The organism is Bradyrhizobium genomosp. III (assembly GCF_000261705.1).
Classification (GTDB): Bacteria; Pseudomonadota; Alphaproteobacteria; order Rhizobiales; family Xanthobacteraceae; genus Bradyrhizobium; species Bradyrhizobium ottawaense.
In genome coordinates, this window is sequence record NZ_AJQF01000513.1 from 1 (window position 1) to 22809 (window position 22809).

The 22809-nt window shown below is 65.6% G+C and carries 24 protein-coding genes, 1 tRNA gene and 1 pseudogene; 15 read left to right on the plus strand and 11 right to left on the minus strand.

The features are described 5' to 3' along the window. Nucleotides 1-89 precede the first annotated feature (89 nt). Nucleotides 90-1049: an N-carbamoyl-D-amino-acid hydrolase gene (locus tag IC66_RS0139790; RefSeq protein ID WP_038951192.1), complete on the minus strand. Its 960-nt coding sequence runs from the start codon at nt 1047-1049 to the stop codon at nt 90-92. A gap of 264 nt (nt 1050-1313) precedes the next feature. On the opposite strand from IC66_RS0139790, the gene IC66_RS0139795 reads away from it, so the two are divergent. Both IC66_RS0139795 and IC66_RS0139805 read left to right on the plus strand, forming a co-directional pair. Continuing rightward, nucleotides 1314-1538, plus strand: a complete 225-nt coding sequence (locus IC66_RS0139795; protein WP_028141616.1) for a hypothetical protein — start codon at nt 1314-1316, stop codon at nt 1536-1538. A 235-nt stretch (nt 1539-1773) separates the two neighbouring features. Then, the gene (locus IC66_RS0139805; RefSeq protein ID WP_038951193.1) at nt 1774-2100 is read left to right on the plus strand and encodes a hypothetical protein; all 327 of its coding nucleotides are present in this window, start codon (nt 1774-1776) and stop codon (nt 2098-2100) included. A 31-nt stretch (nt 2101-2131) separates the two neighbouring features. On the opposite strand, the gene IC66_RS0139810 is transcribed toward IC66_RS0139805, so the two are convergent. From IC66_RS0139810 to IC66_RS0139825, 4 genes are all read right to left on the minus strand, one after another. Further along, nucleotides 2132-3403, minus strand: coding sequence for an MFS transporter (locus tag IC66_RS0139810; RefSeq protein ID WP_028141618.1), 1272 nt, complete (start codon nt 3401-3403; stop codon nt 2132-2134). 285 nt (nt 3404-3688) lie between these two features. Next, on the minus strand, nt 3689-5047 hold the full coding sequence (locus IC66_RS0139815; RefSeq protein WP_038951195.1) for a sigma-54-dependent transcriptional regulator: 1359 nt from the start codon (nt 5045-5047) through the stop codon (nt 3689-3691). Beyond that, nucleotides 5044-6831 carry an ATP-binding protein gene (locus IC66_RS0139820; protein ID WP_049806750.1) on the minus strand — a complete coding sequence of 596 codons (1788 nt, stop codon included), beginning with the start codon at nt 6829-6831 and terminating at the stop codon, nt 5044-5046. The genes IC66_RS0139815 and IC66_RS0139820 overlap by 4 nt, the downstream gene beginning before the upstream one ends. A gap of 276 nt (nt 6832-7107) precedes the next feature. After that, a tRNA-Pro gene (locus IC66_RS0139825) sits at nt 7108-7184 on the minus strand. A 50-nt stretch (nt 7185-7234) separates the two neighbouring features. Here IC66_RS0139825 and IC66_RS0139830 point away from each other — a divergent pair. From IC66_RS0139830 to IC66_RS0139855, 6 genes are all read left to right on the plus strand, one after another. Next, complete coding sequence (locus IC66_RS0139830) at nt 7235-8242, plus strand: L-threonylcarbamoyladenylate synthase (RefSeq protein WP_162131358.1); 1008 nt, start codon at nt 7235-7237, stop codon at nt 8240-8242. Between the two features lie 101 nt (nt 8243-8343). Then, a complete protein-coding gene (locus IC66_RS0139835) occupies nt 8344-9771 on the plus strand; it encodes an FAD-binding oxidoreductase (RefSeq protein WP_038951198.1) in 1428 nt (475 codons plus the stop codon). Further along, nucleotides 9768-10229, plus strand: a complete 462-nt coding sequence (locus tag IC66_RS0139840; protein ID WP_028141622.1) for a GNAT family acetyltransferase — start codon at nt 9768-9770, stop codon at nt 10227-10229. Before IC66_RS0139835 ends, IC66_RS0139840 begins: the two co-directional genes overlap by 4 nt. Nucleotides 10230-10239: 10 nt before the next feature. Further along, complete coding sequence (locus tag IC66_RS0139845) at nt 10240-10821, plus strand: NUDIX domain-containing protein (RefSeq protein WP_038951199.1); 582 nt, start codon at nt 10240-10242, stop codon at nt 10819-10821. A 287-nt stretch (nt 10822-11108) separates the two neighbouring features. Next, nucleotides 11109-12038: a glycine reductase gene (locus tag IC66_RS0139850; RefSeq protein ID WP_038951200.1), complete on the plus strand. Its 930-nt coding sequence runs from the start codon at nt 11109-11111 to the stop codon at nt 12036-12038. A 37-nt stretch (nt 12039-12075) separates the two neighbouring features. Beyond that, complete coding sequence (locus IC66_RS0139855; RefSeq protein WP_038951201.1) at nt 12076-13269, plus strand: CaiB/BaiF CoA transferase family protein; 1194 nt, start codon at nt 12076-12078, stop codon at nt 13267-13269. 201 nt (nt 13270-13470) lie between these two features. Here the strand turns inward: IC66_RS0139855 and IC66_RS0139860 are convergent, their stop codons facing one another. Then, a complete protein-coding gene (locus IC66_RS0139860) occupies nt 13471-14232 on the minus strand; it encodes an SOS response-associated peptidase (protein WP_038951202.1) in 762 nt (253 codons plus the stop codon). A gap of 63 nt (nt 14233-14295) precedes the next feature. Here IC66_RS0139860 and IC66_RS0139865 point away from each other — a divergent pair, with 63 nt between their 5' ends. The 4 genes from IC66_RS0139865 to IC66_RS0139880 all read left to right on the plus strand — a co-directional run bounded on the left by IC66_RS0139865 (nt 14296) and on the right by IC66_RS0139880 (nt 16236). Then, on the plus strand, nt 14296-14796 hold the full coding sequence (locus tag IC66_RS0139865) for a hypothetical protein (protein WP_038951203.1): 501 nt from the start codon (nt 14296-14298) through the stop codon (nt 14794-14796). A gap of 3 nt (nt 14797-14799) precedes the next feature. Further along, entirely contained in the window at nt 14800-15234 is a 435-nt protein-coding gene (locus tag IC66_RS0139870; protein WP_038951204.1) for an NUDIX hydrolase, read from the plus strand. A 102-nt stretch (nt 15235-15336) separates the two neighbouring features. Continuing rightward, the gene (locus IC66_RS0139875) at nt 15337-15714 is read left to right on the plus strand and encodes a TIGR02301 family protein (RefSeq protein WP_028141629.1); all 378 of its coding nucleotides are present in this window, start codon (nt 15337-15339) and stop codon (nt 15712-15714) included. A 255-nt stretch (nt 15715-15969) separates the two neighbouring features. Continuing rightward, nucleotides 15970-16236: a hypothetical protein gene (locus IC66_RS0139880; protein ID WP_018323382.1), complete on the plus strand. Its 267-nt coding sequence runs from the start codon at nt 15970-15972 to the stop codon at nt 16234-16236. Nucleotides 16237-16430: 194 nt separating this feature from the next. Here the strand turns inward: IC66_RS0139880 and IC66_RS0139885 are convergent, their stop codons facing one another. The 5 genes and pseudogenes from IC66_RS0139885 to IC66_RS0139905 all read right to left on the minus strand — a co-directional run bounded on the left by IC66_RS0139885 (nt 16431) and on the right by IC66_RS0139905 (nt 20524). Then, nucleotides 16431-16751, minus strand: coding sequence for a cupredoxin domain-containing protein (locus IC66_RS0139885; RefSeq protein ID WP_038951205.1), 321 nt, complete (start codon nt 16749-16751; stop codon nt 16431-16433). Between the two features lie 8 nt (nt 16752-16759). Then, entirely contained in the window at nt 16760-17293 is a 534-nt protein-coding gene (locus IC66_RS0139890; protein ID WP_028141631.1) for a DUF4142 domain-containing protein, read from the minus strand. 88 nt (nt 17294-17381) lie between these two features. Then, nucleotides 17382-18074: an RNA polymerase sigma factor gene (locus IC66_RS0139895; protein ID WP_038951206.1), complete on the minus strand. Its 693-nt coding sequence runs from the start codon at nt 18072-18074 to the stop codon at nt 17382-17384. Nucleotides 18075-18149: 75 nt separating this feature from the next. Beyond that, a pseudogene (locus IC66_RS0139900) lies at nt 18150-19018 on the minus strand (sulfurtransferase). Between the two features lie 171 nt (nt 19019-19189). Further along, a complete protein-coding gene (locus IC66_RS0139905; RefSeq protein ID WP_038951207.1) occupies nt 19190-20524 on the minus strand; it encodes a dihydroorotase in 1335 nt (444 codons plus the stop codon). Nucleotides 20525-20625: 101 nt separating this feature from the next. On the opposite strand from IC66_RS0139905, the gene ygfZ reads away from it, so the two are divergent. Genes ygfZ through IC66_RS0139920 form a run of 3 tightly spaced genes read left to right on the plus strand, consistent with a single transcriptional unit; the run spans nt 20626 to nt 22735 of the window. Then, entirely contained in the window at nt 20626-21501 is an 876-nt protein-coding gene (ygfZ, locus tag IC66_RS0139910; RefSeq protein ID WP_028141635.1) for a CAF17-like 4Fe-4S cluster assembly/insertion protein YgfZ, read from the plus strand. Next, complete coding sequence (locus tag IC66_RS0139915) at nt 21498-22124, plus strand: DNA-3-methyladenine glycosylase I (protein ID WP_028141636.1); 627 nt, start codon at nt 21498-21500, stop codon at nt 22122-22124. Before ygfZ ends, IC66_RS0139915 begins: the two co-directional genes overlap by 4 nt. Continuing rightward, on the plus strand, nt 22121-22735 hold the full coding sequence (locus IC66_RS0139920) for a YfbR-like 5'-deoxynucleotidase (RefSeq protein ID WP_038951208.1): 615 nt from the start codon (nt 22121-22123) through the stop codon (nt 22733-22735). The genes IC66_RS0139915 and IC66_RS0139920 overlap by 4 nt, the downstream gene beginning before the upstream one ends. Nucleotides 22736-22809: the final 74 nt, after the last annotated feature.

Below are 22809 nucleotides of genomic sequence, written 5' to 3' on the forward strand. Positions count from 1 at the left end.
CCGAATTTCGGTAAAGTGGAATATTTCTGCGCGCGTGGATTGACAGAGGGCGACACAGCCCTCTCCGCTCCGTCAAGTCAGGATGGAGATCACCCCTTCCGCAACACCGGCGTCCCATGCGCCGTCGTCGTCACGCCCTTCCGTTCCACGATCATCCCATAAGCCTGCGGCTGGCGGTGAAGGTCGAAATTGAAGGTGGTGCGCTTGTAGGAGTTGCAGAGGTCGAGATCGCAGCGCGCCAGCGCGATCTCGTCGCCCTTGGTCGTGCATCGCGCGATGATCTCGCCCGAGGGCGCGATGATGCAGCTGCCGCCGATGTGATCCACGCCCTCCTCGACGCCGGCCTTGGCGACGCCGACCACGAAAGTGCCGTTCTGGTAGGCGCCGGCCTGCATCACCAGATGGTTGTGGAACAGCGAGAGATCGTCATGCTCGGGCGCGGGCGGATTGTGCACCGGCGTGTTGTAGCCGATCAGCACCATCTCGACGCCCTGCAGGCCCATCACCCGGTAGGTCTCGCTCCAGCGGCGGTCGTTGCAGATCGCCATGCCCATCACGCCGCCGAAGGCCTCGGTCACGCCAAAACCGCTGCCCGGCTCGAAGTAGCGCTTTTCCAGATGCTGAAATTTCCGCCACGGCTCGGGCTCGGCATGGCCGGGCAGATGGACTTTGCGATACTTCGAGACGATCGCGCCGCTCTCGTCGACCAGAATGGACGTGTTGTAGCGCCTGACGACATCGGCCTCGACCGTCAGTTCGGCATAGCCGAGATAAAAGCCGATACCGATCTCGCGGGCGAGATCGAACAGGGCACGCGTCTCCGGCCCCGGCATCTCGCGCTCGAAAAAACTGTCGATCTCGGCCTGATCCTCAAAATACCAGCGCGGAAAAAACGTCGTCAGCGCAAGCTCGGGATAGACGATCAGATCGCAGCCGCAGGCTTTCGCCTCGCGCATCAAGGCCATCAGCCGGGCGACAACTTCCGTCCTGCTCGCGGTCCTTGCGATCGGGCCAAGCTGGCCGGCTGCGATAGTTACGAATCTCGCCACGCCTCATTCCCTCGTCTTCCGGAGTGCATCGGGCCTGAGCCTATCTAGCAGCGCACCGCGCGCACAGGCCGGCTCGACCCATCGTCGCGATGAGGCACAATCAAATTCCATGCCTGTGGGTATCATTGTGCAGCGGCCGGCGGCCGCGCCTCAAAACGTTGCGAATCTGCAACGGTTCCCCGCGATCTGAAGCCGGACAAAACAAACTCCCATTCCGGCCACGAACCGCTCTCACAAGGCCGTGAGACTAGCAGGGGAACGACGATGCGTGCACAACGCGTTTGGAAAGTGAATGGAGATGCCAGCATCGGGCAGCTCCAGTCGAGACTGGACGATCTGAACAAGCGTCTCGGTCAACTCGAAAACCAGCATCCGGAGAGCTGGAAACTCGAGGAACTGAGAGCGAGCGCGCTCAGCCTGTCCCGCGAGATCGACGACATCCGCTGCGCCGAGGCGACGGCGGCATTGAGCGAGTTGCTGCGGAAGTAGTCACCCCCTGGCGATTCGGCGTTGGCGCCAGCGAAACCCGTCGCTCCCTCTCAGTCGCGCGAGGAACCAACCTCTCTCGCCGTCATTTCCATGAGAGCATGGAGCACGATCATGACCAGGCACCTGACGCGAACCCATCTCGCGCGCGGCGTGGCCGGCGCGGTATCCACGCTGGTCCTGTGCGCGACGGCGGCCTTCGCCCTCGCGCGCCATTTCGCGCTGTAAGGGATTTCGCATGACGTCCGATCCCGAGGAGCAGGTGAGGCTGCAAGGTTTTGGCGAGATGACGCTACGCACGGCGATCGCGACGCTGACGGCGCTCGCGCCGCGGGAGCAATCGGAGGCTGCGATCTTCCGGGTGCGTGACGGCGTGCGTCTCGCGCAAAGCGAGATCGCCGAACTCGCGTCGAGCTGGGACATACCTGCGACGCCTGAAGTCAGGTCCCCAAAACTCGTCCCCGAACAGCACTGGCCCGACATCGTTCGCGGCATGGTGCGCGAAGCGCCGCTGCCGGCGCTGCTGGTGGCGTTTCTGGTGGGGGTGGTGGTGGCAAGGCGGTGAGGAACCCCACCGCCCGCCCGGGGACCCCGACCTATTCGTGACGATCCATCGCGGACGTCGCCTTGGTGTCGCGCATCGTCAGATAGACCAGCAGCGAAACCGCGATGCAGCCGGTCAGATACCAGTAGAACCAGCTTTCGTGGCCGATCGACTTGAACCATAACGCGATCGATTCGGCGGTACCGCCGAAGATCGAGACGGTCAGCGCATAGGGCACCCCGACGCCCGTTGCGCGTACGCTGGTCGGAAACAGTTCCGCCTTCACCACCGCATTGATCGCAGTATAGCCCGACACGATCATCCAGGCGGCGGCGATCAGCAGGAAGGCGGAAAATGCATCGTGCGTGGCCTGCAGCGTCGTCAGCAACGGAATGGTGAACAACGTGCCGGATACGCCGAAGCCGATCAGCAGCCATTTGCGCCCGATGCGGTCGGAGATCGCACCGTAGACCGGTTGCAGCACCATCGCGAAGACGAGGCTTCCCGCTGTCACCATGGTGGTCTGGTCGTCGGTCAGCTTCACCGACAGGCGGAGGAATTTCTGCATATAGGTGGTGTAGGTGTAGAACGCCGCCGTGCCGCCCATGGTCAGCCCCACCACGAGCATCAGCTCACGCGGGTAGTTCAGCAGCGCGCGGATCGAGCTGGATTTCTTCACCGCGGCCTGGCTGCTCTTGAAGGCGTCGGTTTCGTGCAGATTGCTCCGCATCAAGGCCGCGACGACCGCGAGCACGGCACCGAACGCAAATGGCACGCGCCAGCCCCAGGCCCGGATCTCCTCAGTCGAGAGAAACACCTTCTGCAGGAGAAGCAGCACGAGGATGGCGCAGAGCTGCCCGCCGATCAGGGTCACGTACTGGAAGCTGGAGTAGAAGCCGCGATTCTTCTCGTCGGCGACCTCACTGAGATAGGTGGCGCTGGTGCCGTATTCGCCGCCGAGGCTCAGCCCCTGCAGGACCCGCGCGAGGCCGAGGATGACGGGAGCGGCCAGACCGATCGAAGCATAAGTCGGTGTCACCGCAATGATCAGCGACCCGAAGCACATCATCACGACGGACAGCGTCAGCGCGTTGCGCCGGCCATAGCGATCGGCCAGATGGCCGAACATCCAGCCGCCGAGCGGGCGCACCAGGAAGCCCGCAGCAAACAGCAGCGCCGCATTGAGCTGCTGCACCACCTCGTCACCATCAGGGAAGAACGCCTTGGCGAAATACAGGGAGAACGCCGCATAGGCGTAGAAATCGTACCACTCGACGAGATTGCCGACCGAGCCGACGAAGATCGCGCGCAACCGGCGCTTCATGTCGGTGATATCGGCACGCTGCTCCGTGGCGGGCGCTCCGACAGTCTGAATCGAGGCTTCCTGTGAACTCACGACGTCCTCCGCAGATTTATTGGAAAACCGGATGGTTTCGGCGGTGCTTCAGCAACGGCCGTGCCAATCGTGAGCGGCACGCAAAAACGGGGGGAATTGCCGTAAATTGCGCAGTTTTGGAGGAGGACGGCCACGCGAGGGCGGGAGCGTCGGCAAGAATCCGCCGATGCGAATGTCGACATCGGCGGATTTCCCCGCCGATCAATCGCCGGCTCAGGGCTCCCTGCGGCCGGGCCGCGCCAGCGCGTATTTCGCCATCTTCTCGTTCAGCGTCCGGCGCGGCACGCCGAGCTCCTCGGTGACGGCGGCAATCGACCAGTCATGTTCGCGCAAGGCGGCCTCGATCAGCGCACGCTCGTAGGCCGCAACACGGTCGGCGAGCGACCGCTGCGGCGCTCCCGGTTCGCCGCGTCGAAGGATCTCGGCGACGCTGCGACCGGTCGCGACCAGTCCCAGCGCATAGCGTTCGGCGACGTTCTTCAGCTCGCGCACATTGCCAGGCCAGTCATGCGCGAGCAGCGCATCGAGATCGTCCGCCCGCAGCGGCGACATCGTGCGGCCCGCGCCCTGGGCGGCAGCGGCGGCAAAATGCTCGAACAGCAGCAGGACGTCATTGCCGCGCTCGCGCAGCGCCGGCAGGTGGACCTCCGCCGCCGCAAGACGGAAGTAAAGGTCGGAGCGGAAGCGCCCCTGGCGGCTGTCGGCCGCGAGATCACCCTTGGCTGCCGCGATGACGCGAACGTCGACCGGCAGCAGCTTGTTGGACCCGACCCGCTCGATCGCGCGCTCCTGCAGCGCCCGCAGGATCTTGGCCTGGAACGGAAGCGGCATGCTTTCGATCTCGTCGAGCAACAGCGTGCCGCCGCTCGCGTGCTCGAACTTTCCGATGCGGGCGCCACGTGCGCCGGTGAAGGCGCCGGCCTCATGGCCGAACAATTCGCTTTCAAACAATTCGGCCGGGATCGCGGCGCAGTTCACGGCAACGAAAGGTGCCTTCGCGCGCGGACCGAAATCGTGCAGGGCCCGCGCCACCACCTCCTTGCCGGTTCCGGTCTCGCCGGTGACGATCACGTCGCGATCGTGACCGGCGAGCTCGAGCACGCTGGCGCGCACCGCGACCATCGGCTTCGACAGGCCGATCAGGCGGGCATCGATCTCGCCAGGCGCGGCGAGGCGATCCGAGAGCTGGCGAAGCTGCAATTTCAACTGTCGCCGCTCGATCGCGCGGGTCATGACTGCCGAGAGCAGCTCGGGATCATGAGGCTTCTGCAGGAAATCGTAGGCGCCCTCGCGCATCGCAGCGACCGCCAGAGGCACGTCGCCATGCGCGGTCAGGAGCACGACGGGAATATCAGGATCGGCGCGGCGAATGTCGCGCATCAACTCGAGCCCGGATCGCTGCGGCATGCGAAAATCGGTCAGCACGGCGTCGGGCGGAGTTTCCTTCACGAGGCGCATGGCCTCGTCCGCGCCCGCGGCAACCCGGACCGTGAACCCGCCCAGCTCCAGCCACTGCCGCACCGAATTGCGGACGATCTCCTCGTCGTCGACGACGAGCAAGGACCCGCTCATGCCTGCAGTTCCGATTGCTGGAAAACCGGCGCGACATCCACGACCGGAATGACGACCTTGAAAGTCGAGCCTTTGCCCGGCGCGCTCTCCACCAAGATATCTCCTCCGAACTCCCTGACGATTCCGTACGAGATCGAAAGCCCGAGGCCAAGCCCCTCGCCGATCTCCTTGGTGGTGAAGAACGGGTCGAACAGCGATTTGAGGTGCTCGGGTACGATGCCGGCGCCGGTGTCGCCGACCTCGATCACAGCGCTGTCGTCGCGGCGGCCGAGCCGGACCTGGAGCACCCGCCGCTCGCAATCGCGCATCGCATCGATCGCATTCGACAGCAGATTGACGACGACCTGCTCGAGCCGGATCGGATTGGCAAGGCTATGGAGCGGCTCGGCAGGCGCCTCGCGCACCACCTCGATATGCTCGTGGTCGATGCGGTATTGCAGCAGGCGGACCGCATTGTCGATGACAGGCGCGAGCTCTACGGCGCTGCGCGTCCCGGTCTCCTTGCGCGCGAACATGCGCAGGTGATCGATCAGTGCCATCATGCGCTCGGCGATCGAAGACATCAGGTCGAGGTTGGCGGCCGCGCGATCGACCTCGTTGCGGCGGAGCAGGACGCGACTGCTCGCTACATAGGTGATCAGCGCCGCGAGCGGCTGGTTGATCTCGTGCGCGACGCCGGCAAGCGCCTGGCCGAGGCTCGCGAGCTTGGCGCTCTGCACCAGGCTTTCCATGGTCCGGCGCAGCTCTTCCGTGCGCTCGGCCACGCGCCGCTCGAGAACGTCATGCGCCTCGAGCTTCGCCCTGACGGCCTGCCGCCGCTGCCAGGCAACCAGCACGACCAGCAGCGCGGCGACGAGAGCCAGGACGCTCGCGATCGCGACGGTCGCCGCACTGCGCTTGGCATCCGCGACGTCCGAGAACAGGAGCAGCTTCCAGCCCTGGTCGTGCGGATGGACCTGAAGGGCGTATTCCCCGAGCTCGGCATTACCGCGACCGCGCGCGCGACCGATCTGGATGCGCTGCCGATCGCGCTCGGGCACGAAGATTGGAGCGGCGTCGATCGCCTGACCGAATTGCTGTGCGGCGTTCAGCTCTGCGAGCCGCTCCGCCGGCACCGGGAGCAGCGGACGATATTTCCAGTCCTCGCGGCTGGCGAGGAAGATCACGCCGTTCTCGTCCTCCATCGCCACGAGGTCGCCCGCCCGCGCCCAGTCGGACTCGAGCGAACCGAGATCGATCTTGACCACGGCGACACCGAGGGTTTTGCCGCCCTCCACGATCCGATGCGACAGGAAATAGCCGGGCTGTCCCGTGGTGGCGCCGACGGCGTAGTAATGGCCCTCGCCGGCGCGCATGGCGTCCACGAAATAGGCGCGGAACGCGTAATTGTGTCCGACGAAACTCGAATCCTGGTCGAAATTGCTCGCCGCCAGAGCGAGACCGGTGCTGTCGAGGACATACAGCTCGGCCGATCGAGCTCCCTGGTTGAGCGATTTGAGGTAGCGATTCGCGGCGGCGGTCGCCGATGCGTCATGGGGATCGCGGTAGAGCTCGCGGATGGGATCGGCGAGCGACAGAACCGCCGGCAAATAGCGATAGCGCGCGACGGTCGCGTCGAAGGTGCTTGCAATCAGCGCAAGCCGGTCATTGCCCTCCCGCTGCATGCGCGCGAACCCTGCATCCAGCGCGAGAACGTAGGCCAGCCAGCCCACCGCCGCGATCGCCGCAAGCGCGAGAGCGCCCGTCAGCGTGTGCCGCAGCAGAGCTGGACGAGGAGTTTGCATCTGGGCTCCGGACCGGGACGATATCGCTAGGTAGCATATCGCGCGACCGGCGCCCGAGGGGACCGCCGCGCGGAAAAGGGGCTGCTGGGGGAATGCCGAGCCGTCCGGTCGGTCGGGTCCGGCCCATGGGCCGCAACAAGCCATGCCGCCGCAACAGACCGCCCTGCCCGGCCAAATCGGCCGTGGACCCGATCCCGAAATCGTTGCAAAAAGGCGCTCCCGAGGCGCCGGCGGCCGGTCCGCCAAGCCTCTGGAAAACGTCGACTTTTGGAAGAATGGTCGGAGTGGCAGGATTCGAACCTGCGACCCCTGCGTCCCGAACGCAGTGCTCTACCGGGCTGAGCCACACTCCGACAAGAAGGCGGCTTATAGCGGCGGGTTCGGCGCACTGCAAGCGGCCGGCATGAGGAATTTTGTCCCTGTGAAAACGGGTCTTGAAACGCTGATTTTACCGGCCGGCGAGGCCGGCGTCGAGGCTGCGGCCCGCACGCTGGCCTCCGGCGGGCTGGTCGCGTTTCCGACCGAGACCGTCTACGGGCTCGGGGCGGATGCGGCCAATGCCGCCGCGATCGCCCATCTCTACGCCGCCAAGGGGCGGCCGGCGTTCAATCCGCTGATCGCCCATGTCCCGGACATTGCCGCCGCGCGGCGGATCGGCCGGTTCGACGCGCGCGCGTTGAGGCTCGCGGAAGCGTTCTGGCCGGGACCGCTGACGCTGGTGGTGCCGAAGACGGAGGGCTGCGCGGTGGCCGAGCTCGCCACCGCGGGCCTCGACACGGTCGCGATTCGCATTCCCGCGCACAAGGTGGCGCAGGCGATCCTCCGCGCCTTCGGCGGCGCCGTGGTGGCGCCGTCCGCCAACATCTCCGGCCACGTCTCGCCGACGTTGGCGGCCCATGTCGAGAGCGACTTGTCGGGGCGGATCGACCTGATCGTGGACGGCGGGCCTGTAACGGTCGGCGTCGAATCGACCATTGTCGGCTGCCTCGAGGCACCGATGCTGCTTCGCCCCGGCGGGCTGTCGCGCGAGCGGATCGAGGCTGTGCTGGGCGCCCCCCTGGCCCGGCTGCCGGTGGAGGCCGAGAGCGACGACAGCCAGCCGCTGGCACCGGGCATGCTGGCCTCGCATTACGCGCCGCGCGCCAGCGTGCGGCTTCGCGCGCAGGACGTTGCGCCCGGCGAAGCGCTGCTGGCGTTTGGGTCTGAGCGCCTGCCTGGCGTCGATGCGGCCGTCGCTGTCATCAATTTGTCGCCCACCGGTGATCTCGATGAAGCCGCCGCAAATCTGTTCGGCTATCTTCGCGCCCTCGATGCGAAGGGGCCACGGGCCATCGCGGTGATGACGATCCCCGAAGACGATCTGGGCGAAGCGATCAATGACCGGCTGCGCCGGGCTGCGGTGGCGAGATAGCGCATGATCCGGACCCGAAGGGCCGCGTTGGCGAAAAGTGTGTAGCGGTTTTTCCGATCAGATCATGCGCAAAAGATCAAGAGCGAAGTAGAGACGAGACAATGAACATCAATAAGCCTGCGATCCCTCCACTTGCGCCCGAACTGATCGACCAATTCCGCAAGATCGTCGGCGACAAGCACGCGATCACCGATGCAGCCGACATCGAGCCTTACGTCACCGAGGAGCGCAATCTGTTCCACGGCCGCTCGCCGCTGGTGCTGCGCCCGGGCTCGACGGCGGAGGTCTCCGCGATCTGCAAGCTCGCCTCAGAACACAAGATCGCGCTGGTGCCGCAGGGCGGCAATACCGGGCTCGTCGGCGGACAGACGCCGCACAATGGCGAGGTGGTGGTGTCGCTGCGGCGGCTCGACAAGATCCGCGAAGTCGACACGGCGTCCAACACCATGACCTGCGAGGCCGGCGTGGTGCTGCAGGTTGCGCAAGCGAAGGCGTCCGATGTCGACCGGCTGTTTCCGCTCTCGCTCGGCGCCGAGGGCAGCTGCACCATCGGCGGCAATCTCTCCACCAATGCCGGCGGCACCGCCGCGCTCGCCTATGGCGTGGCGCGCGAGATGGCGCTGGGGCTGGAAGTCGTGCTCGCCGACGGGCGCGTGCTGGGCGTGCTGTCGAAGCTGAAAAAGGACAACACCGGCTACAATCTGCACAATCTCTTCATCGGCGCCGAAGGCACGCTCGGCATCATCACGGCGGCGACGCTGAAGCTGTTTCCGAAGCCGCGGGCGGTCGAGACCGCCTATGTCGGGCTGAAATCGCCGGCGGCGGCCTTGAAGCTGCTGACCATCGCGCAGAGCGAGGCCGCCAATGCGCTGACGAGTTTTGAACTATTGTCGGAGATGGCGGTCGATTTCTCGGTGCGGCACGGCATCGACGTGCGCGATCCGCTCAGCGAGAAGCATCCCTGGTACGTGCTGATGGAGTTGTCGTCTCCCGGCGACGACGCCCGCACGCCGCTGGAGACGATCCTCGCCCGCGCCATGGAAGAGGAGATCGTCGACGACGCCGTGATCGCGGCCAACCTCAGCCAGCGCAACAATTTCTGGAAGCTGCGCGAGGAGATGTCGTCGGCGCAGAAGCCGGAGGGCGGCTCGATCAAGCACGACATCTCGGTGCCGATCGCCGCGGTGCCTGAATTCATCGCGGAAGCCAACGCCGCCGTGGTGAAGCTGATCCCGGGCGCGCGGCCGGTGCCGTTCGGCCATCTCGGCGACGGCAATCTGCATTACAATGTCAGCCAGCCGATCGGGGCCGACACCGCGGACTTCCTGGCGCGCTGGCACGACATGAACGCCGTCGTGTTCGAGATCGTGCTGCGCATGGGCGGATCGATCTCGGCCGAGCACGGCATCGGCGTGCTCAAGCGCGACGAGCTGCCCGACGTCAAGGACAAGACCGCGATCGAGCTGATGCGCGCCATCAAGGCGATGCTCGATCCGCTTGGCATCATGAATCCGGGGAAGGTGCTGTGAGCGCGTCGTTCTCGCCGGCTCCGCTTGCGATCGACGCCATCGGGGATGCCGATGTCGAAGAGGTCGTCGCGCTGTGGCAGCGCTGCGGCCTGACGCGGCCCTGGAACGACCCGCATGCCGACATCGCACTGGCACGGCGGCGCGATAACTCGACCGTGCTGGTCGGGCGCGACGCCGGCGCGATCGTTGCGACCGTCATGGTCGGCCATGACGGCCACCGCGGCTGGGTCTATTACGTCGCGGTCGACCCCGACGGCCGCAAGCGCGGCCGTGGCCGCGTCATCATGGCCGCGGCCGAGGACTGGCTGCGCGCCGCCGGAATTTCGAAGCTGCAGCTCCTCGTCCGCCGCGAGAACGCGCAGGCCAATGCGTTCTACGGCTCGCTGGGCTTCGAGCTATCGACATCCGTGATGTTCCAGAAGTGGCTCGACGGCCGCTCCGCCACGCCAAGCAACTGAGATCAGGCAAATGACCATTTCCGACCGCGTCCGCATCAAGGACGTCCGCGTGCTCTCGGACGGCTGGACCACGCTGAAGACCACCACGTTCGAGTACCGGCGCGCCAGCGGCGAGTGGCAGACGCAGCACCGCGAGACCTATGAGCGCGACAACGCCGCCGCCGTGCTGCCCTATAACCGCGCTGGGCGTACCGTGATCCTGGTGCGCCAGTTCCGCCTGCCGGCCTTCATCCGCGGCTACAACGATCTCCTGATCGAGGCCGCCGCCGGCGTGCTCGACAACGCCGAGCCCGAAGAGCGCATCCGCGCCGAGGCCGAGGAGGAGACCGGCTATCGCCTGCACCACGTCCACAAGGTGTTCGAGGCCTTCATGAGCCCCGGCGCCATCACCGAGAAGCTGCATTTCTTCGTCGCCGAGTACGAGCCTTCGATGCGGGTCAGCGACGGCGGCGGCCTGGAGCACGAGGGCGAGGACATCGAGGTGCTGGAGCTTTCGATCGACGAGGCCCTGGCGATGATCGCCGACGGCCGCATCATCGACGCCAAGGCGATCATGCTGCTGCAATATGTGGCGCTGCACGTGTTCAAGTGACTTGCTTACCCTCCCCTGGAGGGGGAGGGTCGATCGCGCGAAGCGCGAGCGGGGTGGGGTGATCTCTCCACTCGGGCACTGTTGGATGTGGTGAGGCCGTCACCCCACCCCGTCTCACATTTTCGCTGCGCTCAATGTGAGCCGACCCTCCCCCTCCAGGGGGGTAAGAGGCACCGTCCGCCGCACCATCGTCATCTGCAATTCAGGCCTGCGCCCCCCTTGCCCCCGTTGAGCAACCACAAAACTATCTCTAGTCTGTCGCCAACCAAGAACCAGGAGACGCGCCCATGTCCGCGCCGCGCGACGACGAATTCGGCTTTGCGCCCGACTATGATTCCCCCCTCCCCTACATGCAGCGCACCCGCGATTATTACGCGGCGATCGGCTACACCACCGCGTATCGCTGGGCGCATTACACCGAGGCGCCGTTCCAGCCGCTGAAGAAGCCGCTGGCAAAGTCGCGCGTGACCATCATCACGACCGCTGCGCCGTATGATCCCAGCAAGGGCGATCAGGGGCCGGGCGCGGCGTATAATGGCGGCGCCAAGTTCTACCAGGTCTATGACGGCGACACATCGAAAGAGCACGATCTGCGCATCTCGCATATCGGCTACGACCGCAAGCACACCTCGGCCACCGACAACGGCACCTGGTTTCCGTTGCCGCAGCTCTTGAAGGCGTCCGCCGCCGGCCGCATCGGCGAGGTCGCCCCGCGCTTCTTCGGCGCACCGACCAACCGCAGCCATCGCGTCACGCTTGACACGGATGCACCGGACATCCTGGCGCGCTGCCTTGCGGACAAGGTTGACGTCGCGGTGCTGGTGCCGAACTGCCCGGTCTGCCACCAGACCACCGCGCTGGTGGCGCGGCATCTGGAGCGGAACGGCATCCCGACCGTGATCATGGGCTGCGCCAAGGACATCATCGAGCACGCCGCCGTTCCGCGCTTCCTGTTCTCCGACTTCCCGCTCGGCAATTCCGCCGGCAAGCCGCACGACGTCGCCTCGCAGGCGCAGACGCTCGAGCTGGCGCTCAAGCTGCTGGAGAGCGCGAGCGGTCCGCAGACCACGATGCAGTCGCCGCTGCGCTGGAGCGAGGATGCCTCCTGGAAGCTCGACTACAACAACGTCGCCCAGCTTTCGCCGGAAGAGCTGGCGCGCCGCCGCGCCGAATTCGACAAGCAGAAGGAGATCGCGCGCGGCAACCGCGCCGCCTGACGTCCTCCGATAACGATAATCAAAAGGGGAGAGCGACGTGACGCGACCGTTCGAGGGCGTGAAGATTTTGGACTTCACCCAAGTGCTGGCCGGCCCCTATGCGAGCTACCAGCTCGCGCTGCTGGGAGCCGATGTCGTCAAGGTCGAGCGGCGCGAGGGCGAGGACATGCGCCGCACGCCGCTGTCACGCGAATGGGCCGAGCGCGGGCTCGCCCCCGCATTCCAGGCCGTCAACGGCAACAAGCGCAGCCTGACGCTCGATCTGCAGAAGCCGGAGGCGATCGCGATCGTGAAGAAGCTCGCAGCGACCGTCGACGTCGTCATGGAGAATTTCCGCCCCGGCGTGATGGACAAGCTCGGCATCGGCTATGAAGCGCTGTCCGCGATCACTCCAAAACTGATCTATTGCGCGGTGTCCGGCTTCGGCCAGACCGGCCCGGATCGCCTGCGGCCTGGCTATGACGGCAAGATGCAGGCGCTGTCAGGCATCATGGCCATCACCGGCCATCCCCAGACGGGACCGACGCGCGCCGGCTTTGCGGTGTGCGACGTGCTGTCGGGCGCCACCGCCGCGTTCGGCGTGTCGAGCGCGCTGTATCAGCGCGACCGCACCGGCAAGGGCCAGCTCATTGATGTCTCCATGCTGGAGGCGACGATGGCGTTTCTGTCGGGACAGATCGCGGACTGGTCGGTTGCCGGCCATCGCCAACAGCTCTCGGGCAATCAGGCGGTGAGCCGCAGGACCACGGCGAATTTGTTCAAGTGCGGCGACGGCCACATCCTGCTCGCCGTCAACAACGAGAAGCAGTACCGCGCGCTGATGGCTGCGCTTGGCCGCGAGGACACGCTGTCAGATCCGCGCTTTGCCGACTGGTTTTCCCGCAACGAGAACGAACCCGCGCTGCGCGCCATCATCGAAGCGGCGCTGGCGGCAAAGCCGGCGCGCGAATGGGAGACCATTTTGGAGGACGCCGGCGCGCCCTGCGCCAGCATTTGGAAGGTCGAGGAGGTGATCGACCATCCGCAAATCAAGGCGCGCGGCGCGATCCAGCAGCTGGATACGCCCTACGGACACCTGCGCTTTGCCGGCAGCGGCTTCAAGCTCGCCCATGGCGGCGGCAGGCTGGACCGGATGGCACCGGAGCTCGGCGCCGATACCGATGCGGTGCTGGGCGAGCTGGGGTTTGATGCGGCGGAGATCGCGGCGTTGAAGGCACGGGAGATCGTGTGACGCTCCAACAAAAAACTCGGCCGTCGTCCCGGACAAGCGTCAGCGCAGATCCGGGACCCATAGCCACAGGATTGGGTTTGGCGAAGACTCGTGGTTATCAGCCCGCGCCACAACTTCTCCCTGGGGTTATGGGTCCCGGATCTGCGCGCGCTTTGGGCGCGCTTGTCCGGGACGACGGCGGAGTGAATGGCGCCAGCTTGGCTAGAACAACGACCCCTGCCCGTCATCAGATGACGCCGCCGCTTTCCGCGCCGCCTTCTTTGGCTTCGCCGCCTCTGCTTCCGCCGCCATCTCCTCCGCGCTGATCGGCAGCAGCAACTGATCGTCGTCATTGGCGACGCGGTTGACGCGGGTGGAGACCGGGTGCCAGGCGAATTCGCCGATGCGCGGCGCCGTCATCAGCGGCAGGATCGCATCGACCTCGTCGCCCCTGATGTCGAGCCAGCGCTCGAAATCGCGCGGGCTGATGGTGACGGGCACGCGGTCATGCAGCGCGGCGAGATCCTCGCCCGCCGCGGCCGTGACGATCGCGACCGTATCAACTTCCTCACCGTTCGGCCCGGCCCAGGTCTCGAACAATGCGGCAAAGCCGAGCGGCACACCGTCGGCGCGGTGGATGAAGAAGGGCTGCTTGCGGCCGTCCGCCACCTTCCATTCGTAATAGCCATCGGCCGGGATCAGGCCGCGCCGCCGGCGAATCGCGCGTTTGAAGGCGGGCTTCTCCAGCACCGTCTCGGAGCGCGCATTGATCAGGAGCGTAAAGCCCTTGGGGTCCTTGACCCAGCCCGGCAACAGGCCCCAGCGCATCAGGCGAAAATGCCGCGCGCCGTTCTCGGCCAGAACGACCGGAATCGGTTGTGTCGGGGCCACATTGTACCGGGGCGGGAAATTCGGCTGCTCGATGTAGCCAAACAGTTGCCGCAAAGCCGCGGGGGCCGAAGTTATGACGAAGCGTCCACACATCCCAAGGTGTCTATATAGGGTCCGTTCAGGTCCTTTTAACCCCGAACGTTAACACTGCGGCAGATGAGCTCAACGGCCTCCCAACCCGCGCGGACGCATGCACAGACGGGCCCCGAGGCCGCCGACTGGGCCGAGCGGCTGCGCGGGGCCAATATCAACCCGCGGACCGGGCTTGCCACCGACTATCTCAACCATTTCAATGAAGCCGTGATGCTGCTGGAAATGGTTCCGGACATGCCGGAATGCGCGGAAGATTTCTTGACCTGGTCGCCGCTGTCCTATGCCGAGCATTTCACGGCATCGAACTTCAAGGCGCGGGACCTGGCCATCGAGGCCTATGAGAAGGCCAACCCCAACGTGCGCGCCCAGTTCGACCACATCACCGATACCATGACCTCGATCCTGACGGCGGTCGGCTCGGCCATGCGCGAGGTCGAAAAGGACACGACCCGCGTCCGCCTCGCCGAGCAGGCCACGCTCTGGGTCAAGCCGCTGATCGCCGCCTGCGGCGGCATCATCAATGGCGGGGCGGAAGCCGACGTCGACACCATCATGGCGAACTGAGCTGTGGTTGCCGTCGTCCAGCCCACCCATCCCCAGCTCGCCGTCAGCGCCGCCATTTTCCGCGACGGCAAGGTGCTGCTGACCCGCCGCGCCCGTTCGCCCGCCAAGGGCTTCTATTCGCTACCGGGCGGCCGGGTCGAATTCGGCGAATCGCTGCACCAGGCCCTGAGCCGCGAAGTCGACGAGGAGACCGGGCTCGACATCGCGATCGTCGGCCTCGCCGGCTGGCGCGAGGTGCTGCCCGCCGCGCCCGGTGCCGGCCATTACCTGATCATGTCGTTTGCCGCCCGCTGGGTGGGGCGGGAGCCGGTCCTGAACGACGAGCTCGACGACTACCGCTGGATCGCCCCGGATGCCCTGGCGGGCCTCGGAGACCTCAAGCTGACCGGAGGGTTGGAAGAGGTCATTCAGTCCGCTGCGCGGCTGATTGGCGCCTAGCTGGCGCCGCGAGCTCCACCTCTCCCGCGAGCGGGGGAGGGAGTGCACCGCCCGTGTGGCTCACCTTGCTTCCCCGGCCCCGACGGGGCATACACCCCGCCGATGTCGACGCGATTTCTGGCCATTTTTGCCCTGATTCTCGCCTGCGCCTCCGGGCCCACGAGGGCCCAGGACGTGGCGGCGCCGTTCGACGCCGATTTGCAGCGGCTGGCCGAGATTCTCGGCGGCCTGCACTATCTGCGCGGCATCTGCGGGTCCAACGAGGGCAACAAATGGCGCAACGAGATGCAGGCGCTGATCGATGCCGAAACCCCCTCCGGGGAGCGCCGCACCCGCATGATCGCCGGCTTCAACCGCGGCTATAACGGCTTTCAGCAGACCTATCGGAGCTGCACGCCCGCCGCCACCGTCGCGATCCGCCGCTACATCGAGGAAGGCTCGAAGATCTCGCGGGATCTCACGGCGCGCTACGCGAACTAGGTTCTCTCCACTGTCATTCCGGGGCTCGCGTAGCGAGAGCCCGGAATCCATTTCGCGGCAGTGTCTGCGGCCCGATGGATTCCGGGTTCGCGCTACGCGCGCCCCGGAATGACAGCGTGGCTGGAACCCTGTCATCGACTTTGTACACAGCCGTTAACCGTTCTTAAAGATGTGGCCTAGCGGTCGTTAATGCGCGTGCTACACCTCTCGCACAGCGCATCGCCGTGGATCGCGCCTCAGCCCCGATCGAGTTTCATGAGCCAGCCGATTTCCTACGCCCCCGACCGCGCGCCGCTGCCCGATCACGAGCAGAAGCAGGCCGCACTGAGTTATCTCAACGAGGCCTGGGCCGAAGCGCGCCATGAGGGCGTCGACGGCGACTGCCTGGCACAGGCGAGCCTGTTTGCGGCCTTCGCCGAACTCGTCGGCACCTACGGCGAGGACGCGGTCGCCAAGTTCGTCGAGGGTTTTCCCGGCCGCATCCGCAACGGCGAGTTCTCGGTCACGCTCGCAAGGCAGTAATCCCTCGTCACGAAAATGACCCCGCCACGCGGGCGGGGCCAGTCAACGGATGAATGACTTTGCGAACGGATTTGGCGAAAGCCTTCGCGAAGTCTGCCGCGTTTATCGCACGGAAGCCGCTTGCCGCGGACAAGCATTAGTCTCGCGGCGGCCGGGAGATGTTCCCGCGGCGATCAGGAACCTGCTCCCTCCCCTCACGGCTCGACCTTGAGCGTCGCTTTCATGTTGGGATGATAGCGGCAGTAATAGTCCATCACTCCCGCCTTCTTCAGAACCGATGTCGCCGACTTCTTCGGCGGCAATGTCACGTCGAAATCGCCATTCTTCGCCGTGGCGGTGTGGGCGAAGACGTCCTTGTTGATCCAATTGATGGTGTCGCCGACCTTGGCCGACACATCGGCCGGAGATATCTCGAGGTTCTCCATCGTGATCTCGATGGTCGCGGCGCGCGCCGGGGCGACCATCGCCGCAAGGACAAGTGCTATGGCGATCGAAGCCAGTCGCTCCGGCATCATTGCCTCCCCTATTTCAACTCGGCCGCGACGTGCTCGGCGTGCTGCTGATGGCCCTGGAAGATCTTCAGGCCGGTCTGCAGCAGGCTCTTCAGCTCGGCATTGTTGGCGGACGGAATCAGCTGGGTCTCCAGCGCGCCGTTGACCGCCTTGTGGTAGGCGACCTCGTTGGCGACATAGGCCTTGTCGAAGGCGGCGCCACTGAGCTTGTCGAGCTCGGCCAGCTTGTCGCTCGCCTGCTTCGACAGCGACTTGCTGGTGTCGTTGTCTTCAGGCGTGACGTTCAGCTTCTTGACCAGCGCGAGCGCCTGCTTGTTGACCGCCTCGTGGTCGCGCAGCATGTCCTCGGCAAACGCCTTGACGTCCTTGTTCTGTGCCTTCTTCTGCGCCTGCTTGGCGGCGTTGATGTCGATCACGCCGGCGGTGTAGGCGATGTGGGCGATCTGGGGATCGGTGGGCTTGTCGGCTGCGCCGGCGCTTTGCAGCAGCGCGGGGCCAGACAACAGAATTGCCGCGGCGATCGCCGCGCTCCGTCGGGTGAACATGGCTCGATACTCCTGTGGTGCCGGACGCTGGCCGGCGCGTTGCTTCACAGGGATTGGATGCGAGTTTCGAGCAAACGTTCCCGAAAAATTACGCCCCGACGCCAAGGCGCCCCAGCACGGCCTCGGTCAGGCGCTCGCAGCGCTGTCCGGCGAACGGAAACGCGTCCATCACGACGGGGCCGATCTTCTTCTCGACGTTCTCGCGCAGCAGGGTGCGCGCACGATGCAGCCGCGTCTTGACGGTCTCGGGCTTGATGCCGAGCAGCCCGGCCGTCTCCTCCATGCTCATGGCCTCCATCACCCGCGCGATGAAGACCATGCGGTAGACGTCGGGCAATTCATCGACCGCGTGTTCGACGACGCGCTGGATCTCGCGTTGGGCCATGGATTTTTCCGGATCGGTTGCGGCGGACGAAAGGGGAAACTGGATGATCTGTGCTTCCAGCGTTGCCTCCGGCACCGATCCCAGCTCGACCTGCGGCTTCCGACTGCGCAAGCGTCCGAGCGCGTCGTTGATCGCAATGCGCGACAACCAGGTCGACAGCGCGGCTTCACCCAGAAAACCGTCGAGATGTGTGAAGGCGCGGACGTAGGTTTCCTGCACCACGTCCTCGGCCTCGCTGTCGCTGCGCAGGATGCCGCGGGCGAGGCGATAGAGCCTGCGGTTGTTGGCCTGCATGATCTCGCGGAGCGCGGCCTCGTCACGGCGCCGCGCGCGCTCGATCAGCTCGGATTCCGACGTCCTGAGGCCGGCGGACAGGCCGGCTGCGGTCCCTGGCATGGCGGGCACCTTATCTCCATTGGTTCCGGACATTGGATGCCGGCCGGGGGAAAAGGTTCCAGACTTTTCCCAAACCTAGTCCGTTTCGATCGGCAGCGCCGGATCCCTCGCCCATTCGCCCATCGAGGCGTCGTAGAGCGTCAGTCTGTCGTAGCCGAGCTGCGTCAGCAGGAACAGGTCGATCGTCGCCGAGATGCCGCCGCCGCAATAGCAGATTACATTCTTGTCGCGCGTGACACCCTGGGCCGTGAATTTCGCTTCGGCGTCCGCCAGGCTGGTCAGCGTCTTGTCGGCGTTGACGAGCGTTGCGGCTGATACGTTGACGCTGCCGGGAACGCGGCCGGGCCGGCCGTAGCGGCTCGGCTCGAGGCCGCGATGAAACTGCGGCCCGAGCGCGTTGACGATGACCGTCGAGGGATCGCCGATCCGCGCCTTCACAGTCGTCTTGTCGACGAAGAAGCCCGCGCGCGGCGCGGCCTTGAAGATGGTGGCCGGATATCCCCTCGGCGCGCCTGTCTCAATCGGCCGCCCCTCTTCCTTCCATTTGTCGAGACCGCCGTCGAGCACATGGGCATCGACGCCGAGCGAGCGCAGCATCCACCAGAACCGCGTCGCCACATCATCGTGCCGATGCTGTAGAGCACGATGGTCTTGCTCGCATCGAGGCCGTGGCGGCCGAAGGCGGCCTCCAGCTGGGCGACATCGGGCATCATGAAGAACTGCTGCGCTGAAGCGTCTGAGAACTCGCCCTGCAGGTCGAGGAAATCGGCGCCCGGAATGTGGCCGGCCGCGAACGTCTTGTCGCCGGGGACTGCGCGGTACGGCACGTCGCTGCCGGGCGGAACAGGCTCGTTGTAGGTCGTGCAGTCGTAGAGGCGCAGGTTGGGATCGCCGAGCATGGCGGCGAGCTGCTCGGTCGATATGAGAGCGGCTGGCTGGGACATTGGACCTCTCCCAATTTGAGCTAGTGCGTCGTGGCACACTGTCATTTCCCGCGAAGGCGGGCAATCCAGTGTTCCAGAGGCAGCAGCCGTATCAGCCAACTATCGCCGCGGAGTACTTGATGCCCCGGTCAAGCCGGGGCATGACAGCAGAGGGAGAGGCTTGACCTACTCCTACTGCTTCAGCGTCTCCAGAAACCGCACCGGCTCGCCCTGCGAGGCCGTCACCAGCTCGCCCTGCCACATCACGCGGCGGCCGCGGATGAAGGTGCCGACGGGCCAGCCGGTGACTCGGACGCCGTCATAAGGCGTCCAGCCGGCTTTCGACGCCACCCATTTGTTGGTGATGGTCTCGCTGCGCTTCAAGTCGACGATGGTGAAATCGGCATCGTAGCCCGCGGCGATGCGGCCCTTGCAGGCCATGTTGTAGAGGCGCGCGGGGCCGGCGCTGGTGAGATCGACGAAGCGTGCCAGAGAAAGCCGGCCCGCATTGACGTGATCGAGCATCAGGGGCACCAGCGTCTGCACGCCGGTCATGCCGGAGGGCGAAGCCGGGTAGGTCTTCTGCTTCTCCTCCAGCGTATGCGGGGCGTGGTCGGAGCCGAGCACGTCGATGATACCCTGCTCGATGCCGCGCCAGATGCCGGCGCGGTGATCGGCGCCGCGCACCGGCGGGTTCATCTGCGCCAGCGTGCCGAGCCGCTCGTAGCATTCGGGGGCTGCGAGCGTGAGGTGGTGCGGCGTCGCTTCGCAGGAAGCGACGTCCTTGTGATCGCGCAAAAACTCGATCTCTTCCTTGGTCGAGATGTGCAGCACATGGATGCGCTTGCCGGTCTCGTGGGCGAGCTTGACGAGGCGCTGCGTCGCCATCAGCGCCGCGGTCTCGTCGCGCCACACCGGATGCGAGCGCGGGTCGCCTTCGATGCGATGCGACTTGCGGTCGTTGAGGCGGTATTCGTCCTCGGCATGGAAGGCCGCGCGGCGGCGAATCACCTGGAAGATGCGGCGCAGGCTTTCATCGTCCTCCACCAGCAGCGCGCCGGTCGAGGAGCCGATGAACACCTTGACGCCGGCACAGCCCGGCGCGCGCTCCAGCACCGGAAGGTCCTGCACGTTCTCACGGGTGCCACCGATGAAGAAGGCGAAATCGCAATGCATGCGGTGATGGGCGCGCTTTACCTTGTCGGTGAAGGTGGCTTCAGTCACGGTGAGCGGCGAGGTGTTCGGCATCTCGAACACGGCGGTGACGCCGCCCATCACGGCGCTGCGCGAACCGGTCTCGAGGTCTTCCTTCTGCTCCAGCCCGGGCTCGCGGAAATGCACCTGCGTGTCCATCACGCCGGGCAGGATGTGCAGGCCCTTGCAGTCGATGACCTCCGCGGCCGAGGCCTGCGACAACGGCCCCAGCTCGGCGATGCGGCCGCCGGTGATGCCGATATCGCGAACATTCCCGCCGTCCTGGTTGACGACGGTGCCGCCTTTGAGGATCACATCGAAACGCTGGGTCATGGCTGAAGGCCCTTGTCATCCCCAAGCGCAGGGCTCGAGGTCTTGTCGTTTATGCCTCGCGGGCTTACGTTCCGGAGCAACATGTCGCAAGAGATTTTCGCATGAAATCAGCGTTTCTTCCCGACCGGGGCGTGGTCAAGGTCGCGGGCGAGGATGCGCGCAACTTCCTCAACGGCCTGGTCACGACCGACCTCGACAGGCTGAAACCGGGGCTGGGGCGATTCGGCGCGTTGCTGACGCCGCAGGGCAAGATCATCGTGGATTTCCTGATCACGGAAGTCCCCGCGGGTCACGGCGGCGGGTTCCTGATCGACTGCCCGAAGGCGCTGGCCGAGAGCTTCGCCACCAAGCTAAAATTCTACAAGCTGCGCGCCAAGGTCACGGTGGAAAACCTCGATCTCGGCGTGCTCGCCGCCTGGGACGGCCAGCCTGCGGCGCAGCCCGATCTTGCCTTCGCCGATCCACGCAACGAAACGCTCGGCTATCGCATCCTGATCCCCGAAGATCTCAAGCAGAAGCTCTCCGACCTCATCGGCGCCGAGCTGGTCGATGCGGCCGACTACGAGGCGCACCGCATCGCGCTCGGCGTGCCGCGCGGCGGGCTCGATTTCATGTACAGCGATGCATTCCCGCACGAGACCAACATGGACCGCCTTGCCGGCGTCGATTTCGACAAGGGTTGCTATGTCGGCCAGGAGGTCGTCTCGCGCATGCAGCATCGCGGCACCGCGCGCACCCGCAGCGTGAAGGTACTGCTCGATGGCCCCTCGCCCGAAGCCGGCGCGACCATTCTCGCCGGCGACAAGCCGGTCGGCACCATCGGCTCGACATCCGGCGGCAAGGGCATTGCCCTGGTGCGGATCGACCGTGTCGCCGACGCGCTCGATGCCGGCCAACCCCTCACCGCAGGCGGCCTCGCCTTGAAGCTGGCAGAACCTGACGTCGTCCGTATTCCTGCGAAGCAGCCCACCGCATGAGCCGCGCTCCGCGCCTGCATCCCGACGGAAAGACCCGCTGCCCCTGGCCGGGCGATGACCCGTTCTACGTTGCCTATCACGACACCGAATGGGGCGTGCCGGAATATGACGACCGCGCGCTGTACGAAAAGCTGATCCTCGACGGTTTCCAGGCCGGCCTGTCCTGGATCACCATCCTGCGCAAGCGCGACAATTTCCGCAAAGCCTTCGACGATTTCCAGCCGGAAAAGATCGCGCGCTACAATGCCAAGAAGGTCCACGCGCTGATGAACGATGCCGGCATCGTGCGCAACCGCGCCAAGATCGACGGCACGATCGCGAGCGCGAAGTCTTATCTCGATATCATGGAGAAAGGCCCGGGCTTCTCGCAGCTGCTGTGGGACTTCATGGGCGGAAAGCCGCTCGTCAATCATTTCAAGACCACCGCGAGCGTGCCGGCCTCGACGCCATTGTCGGTGCAAATCTCGAAGGAGCTGTCCTCGCGCGGCTTCAAGTTCGTCGGCCCGACTATCGTCTATGCCTTCATGCAGGCGACGGGCATGGTCAACGACCACCTCGTCGACTGCCACTGTCACGCCAGCTGCAGCAAGACGCAGCGCAAGCCGCGCCTCAAGGTCAAATGACGGCCAAGAAGACTGCACGCGACGTGGCATCCCGCGCCTGGCAGCGCATGCTGTCGGGCCGGCGGCTCGATCTGCTCGATCCCTCCCCGCTCGACGTCGAGATCGCCGACATCGCGCACGGGCTGGCGCGCGTCGCGCGCTGGAACGGGCAGACCATTGGCACGCACATCTTCTCGGTCGCGCAGCACACGCTGCTGGTGGAGACCGTCATGCGGCACGAGATGCCGCGGGTCGACCAGCGCATGCGGCTCGCAGCGCTGCTGCATGATGCGCCCGAATATGTCATCGGCGACATGATCTCGCCGTTCAAGGCGGTGCTCGACGGCCATTACAAGGCGGTGGAGAAACGCCTGCTCGGCGCCATCCACATCCGCTTCGGCCTGCCGCCGGTACTGCCTGAGGAGGTCACGCTGGCGATCAAGGCCGCCGATCGCGGGGCAGCCTATCTGGAAGCGACCGAGCTTGCCGGCTTCAGCGAGAGCGAGGCGCGGCGCCTGTTCGGCAAGGATCCCGGCCTCTCCGACAGCGTCCGGCGCGACTATCTGACGCCGTGGACGGCGGCGCGAGCCGAGAAGCAGTTTCTGGAGCGGTTTGGCGCGGTGTTTGCGTAGGCATTGTCGAGAATCGGTGGCGCCCGTAACTCCGGTGTCGTCCCTGCGTTCGCACTAGGGCATGCACATATCTC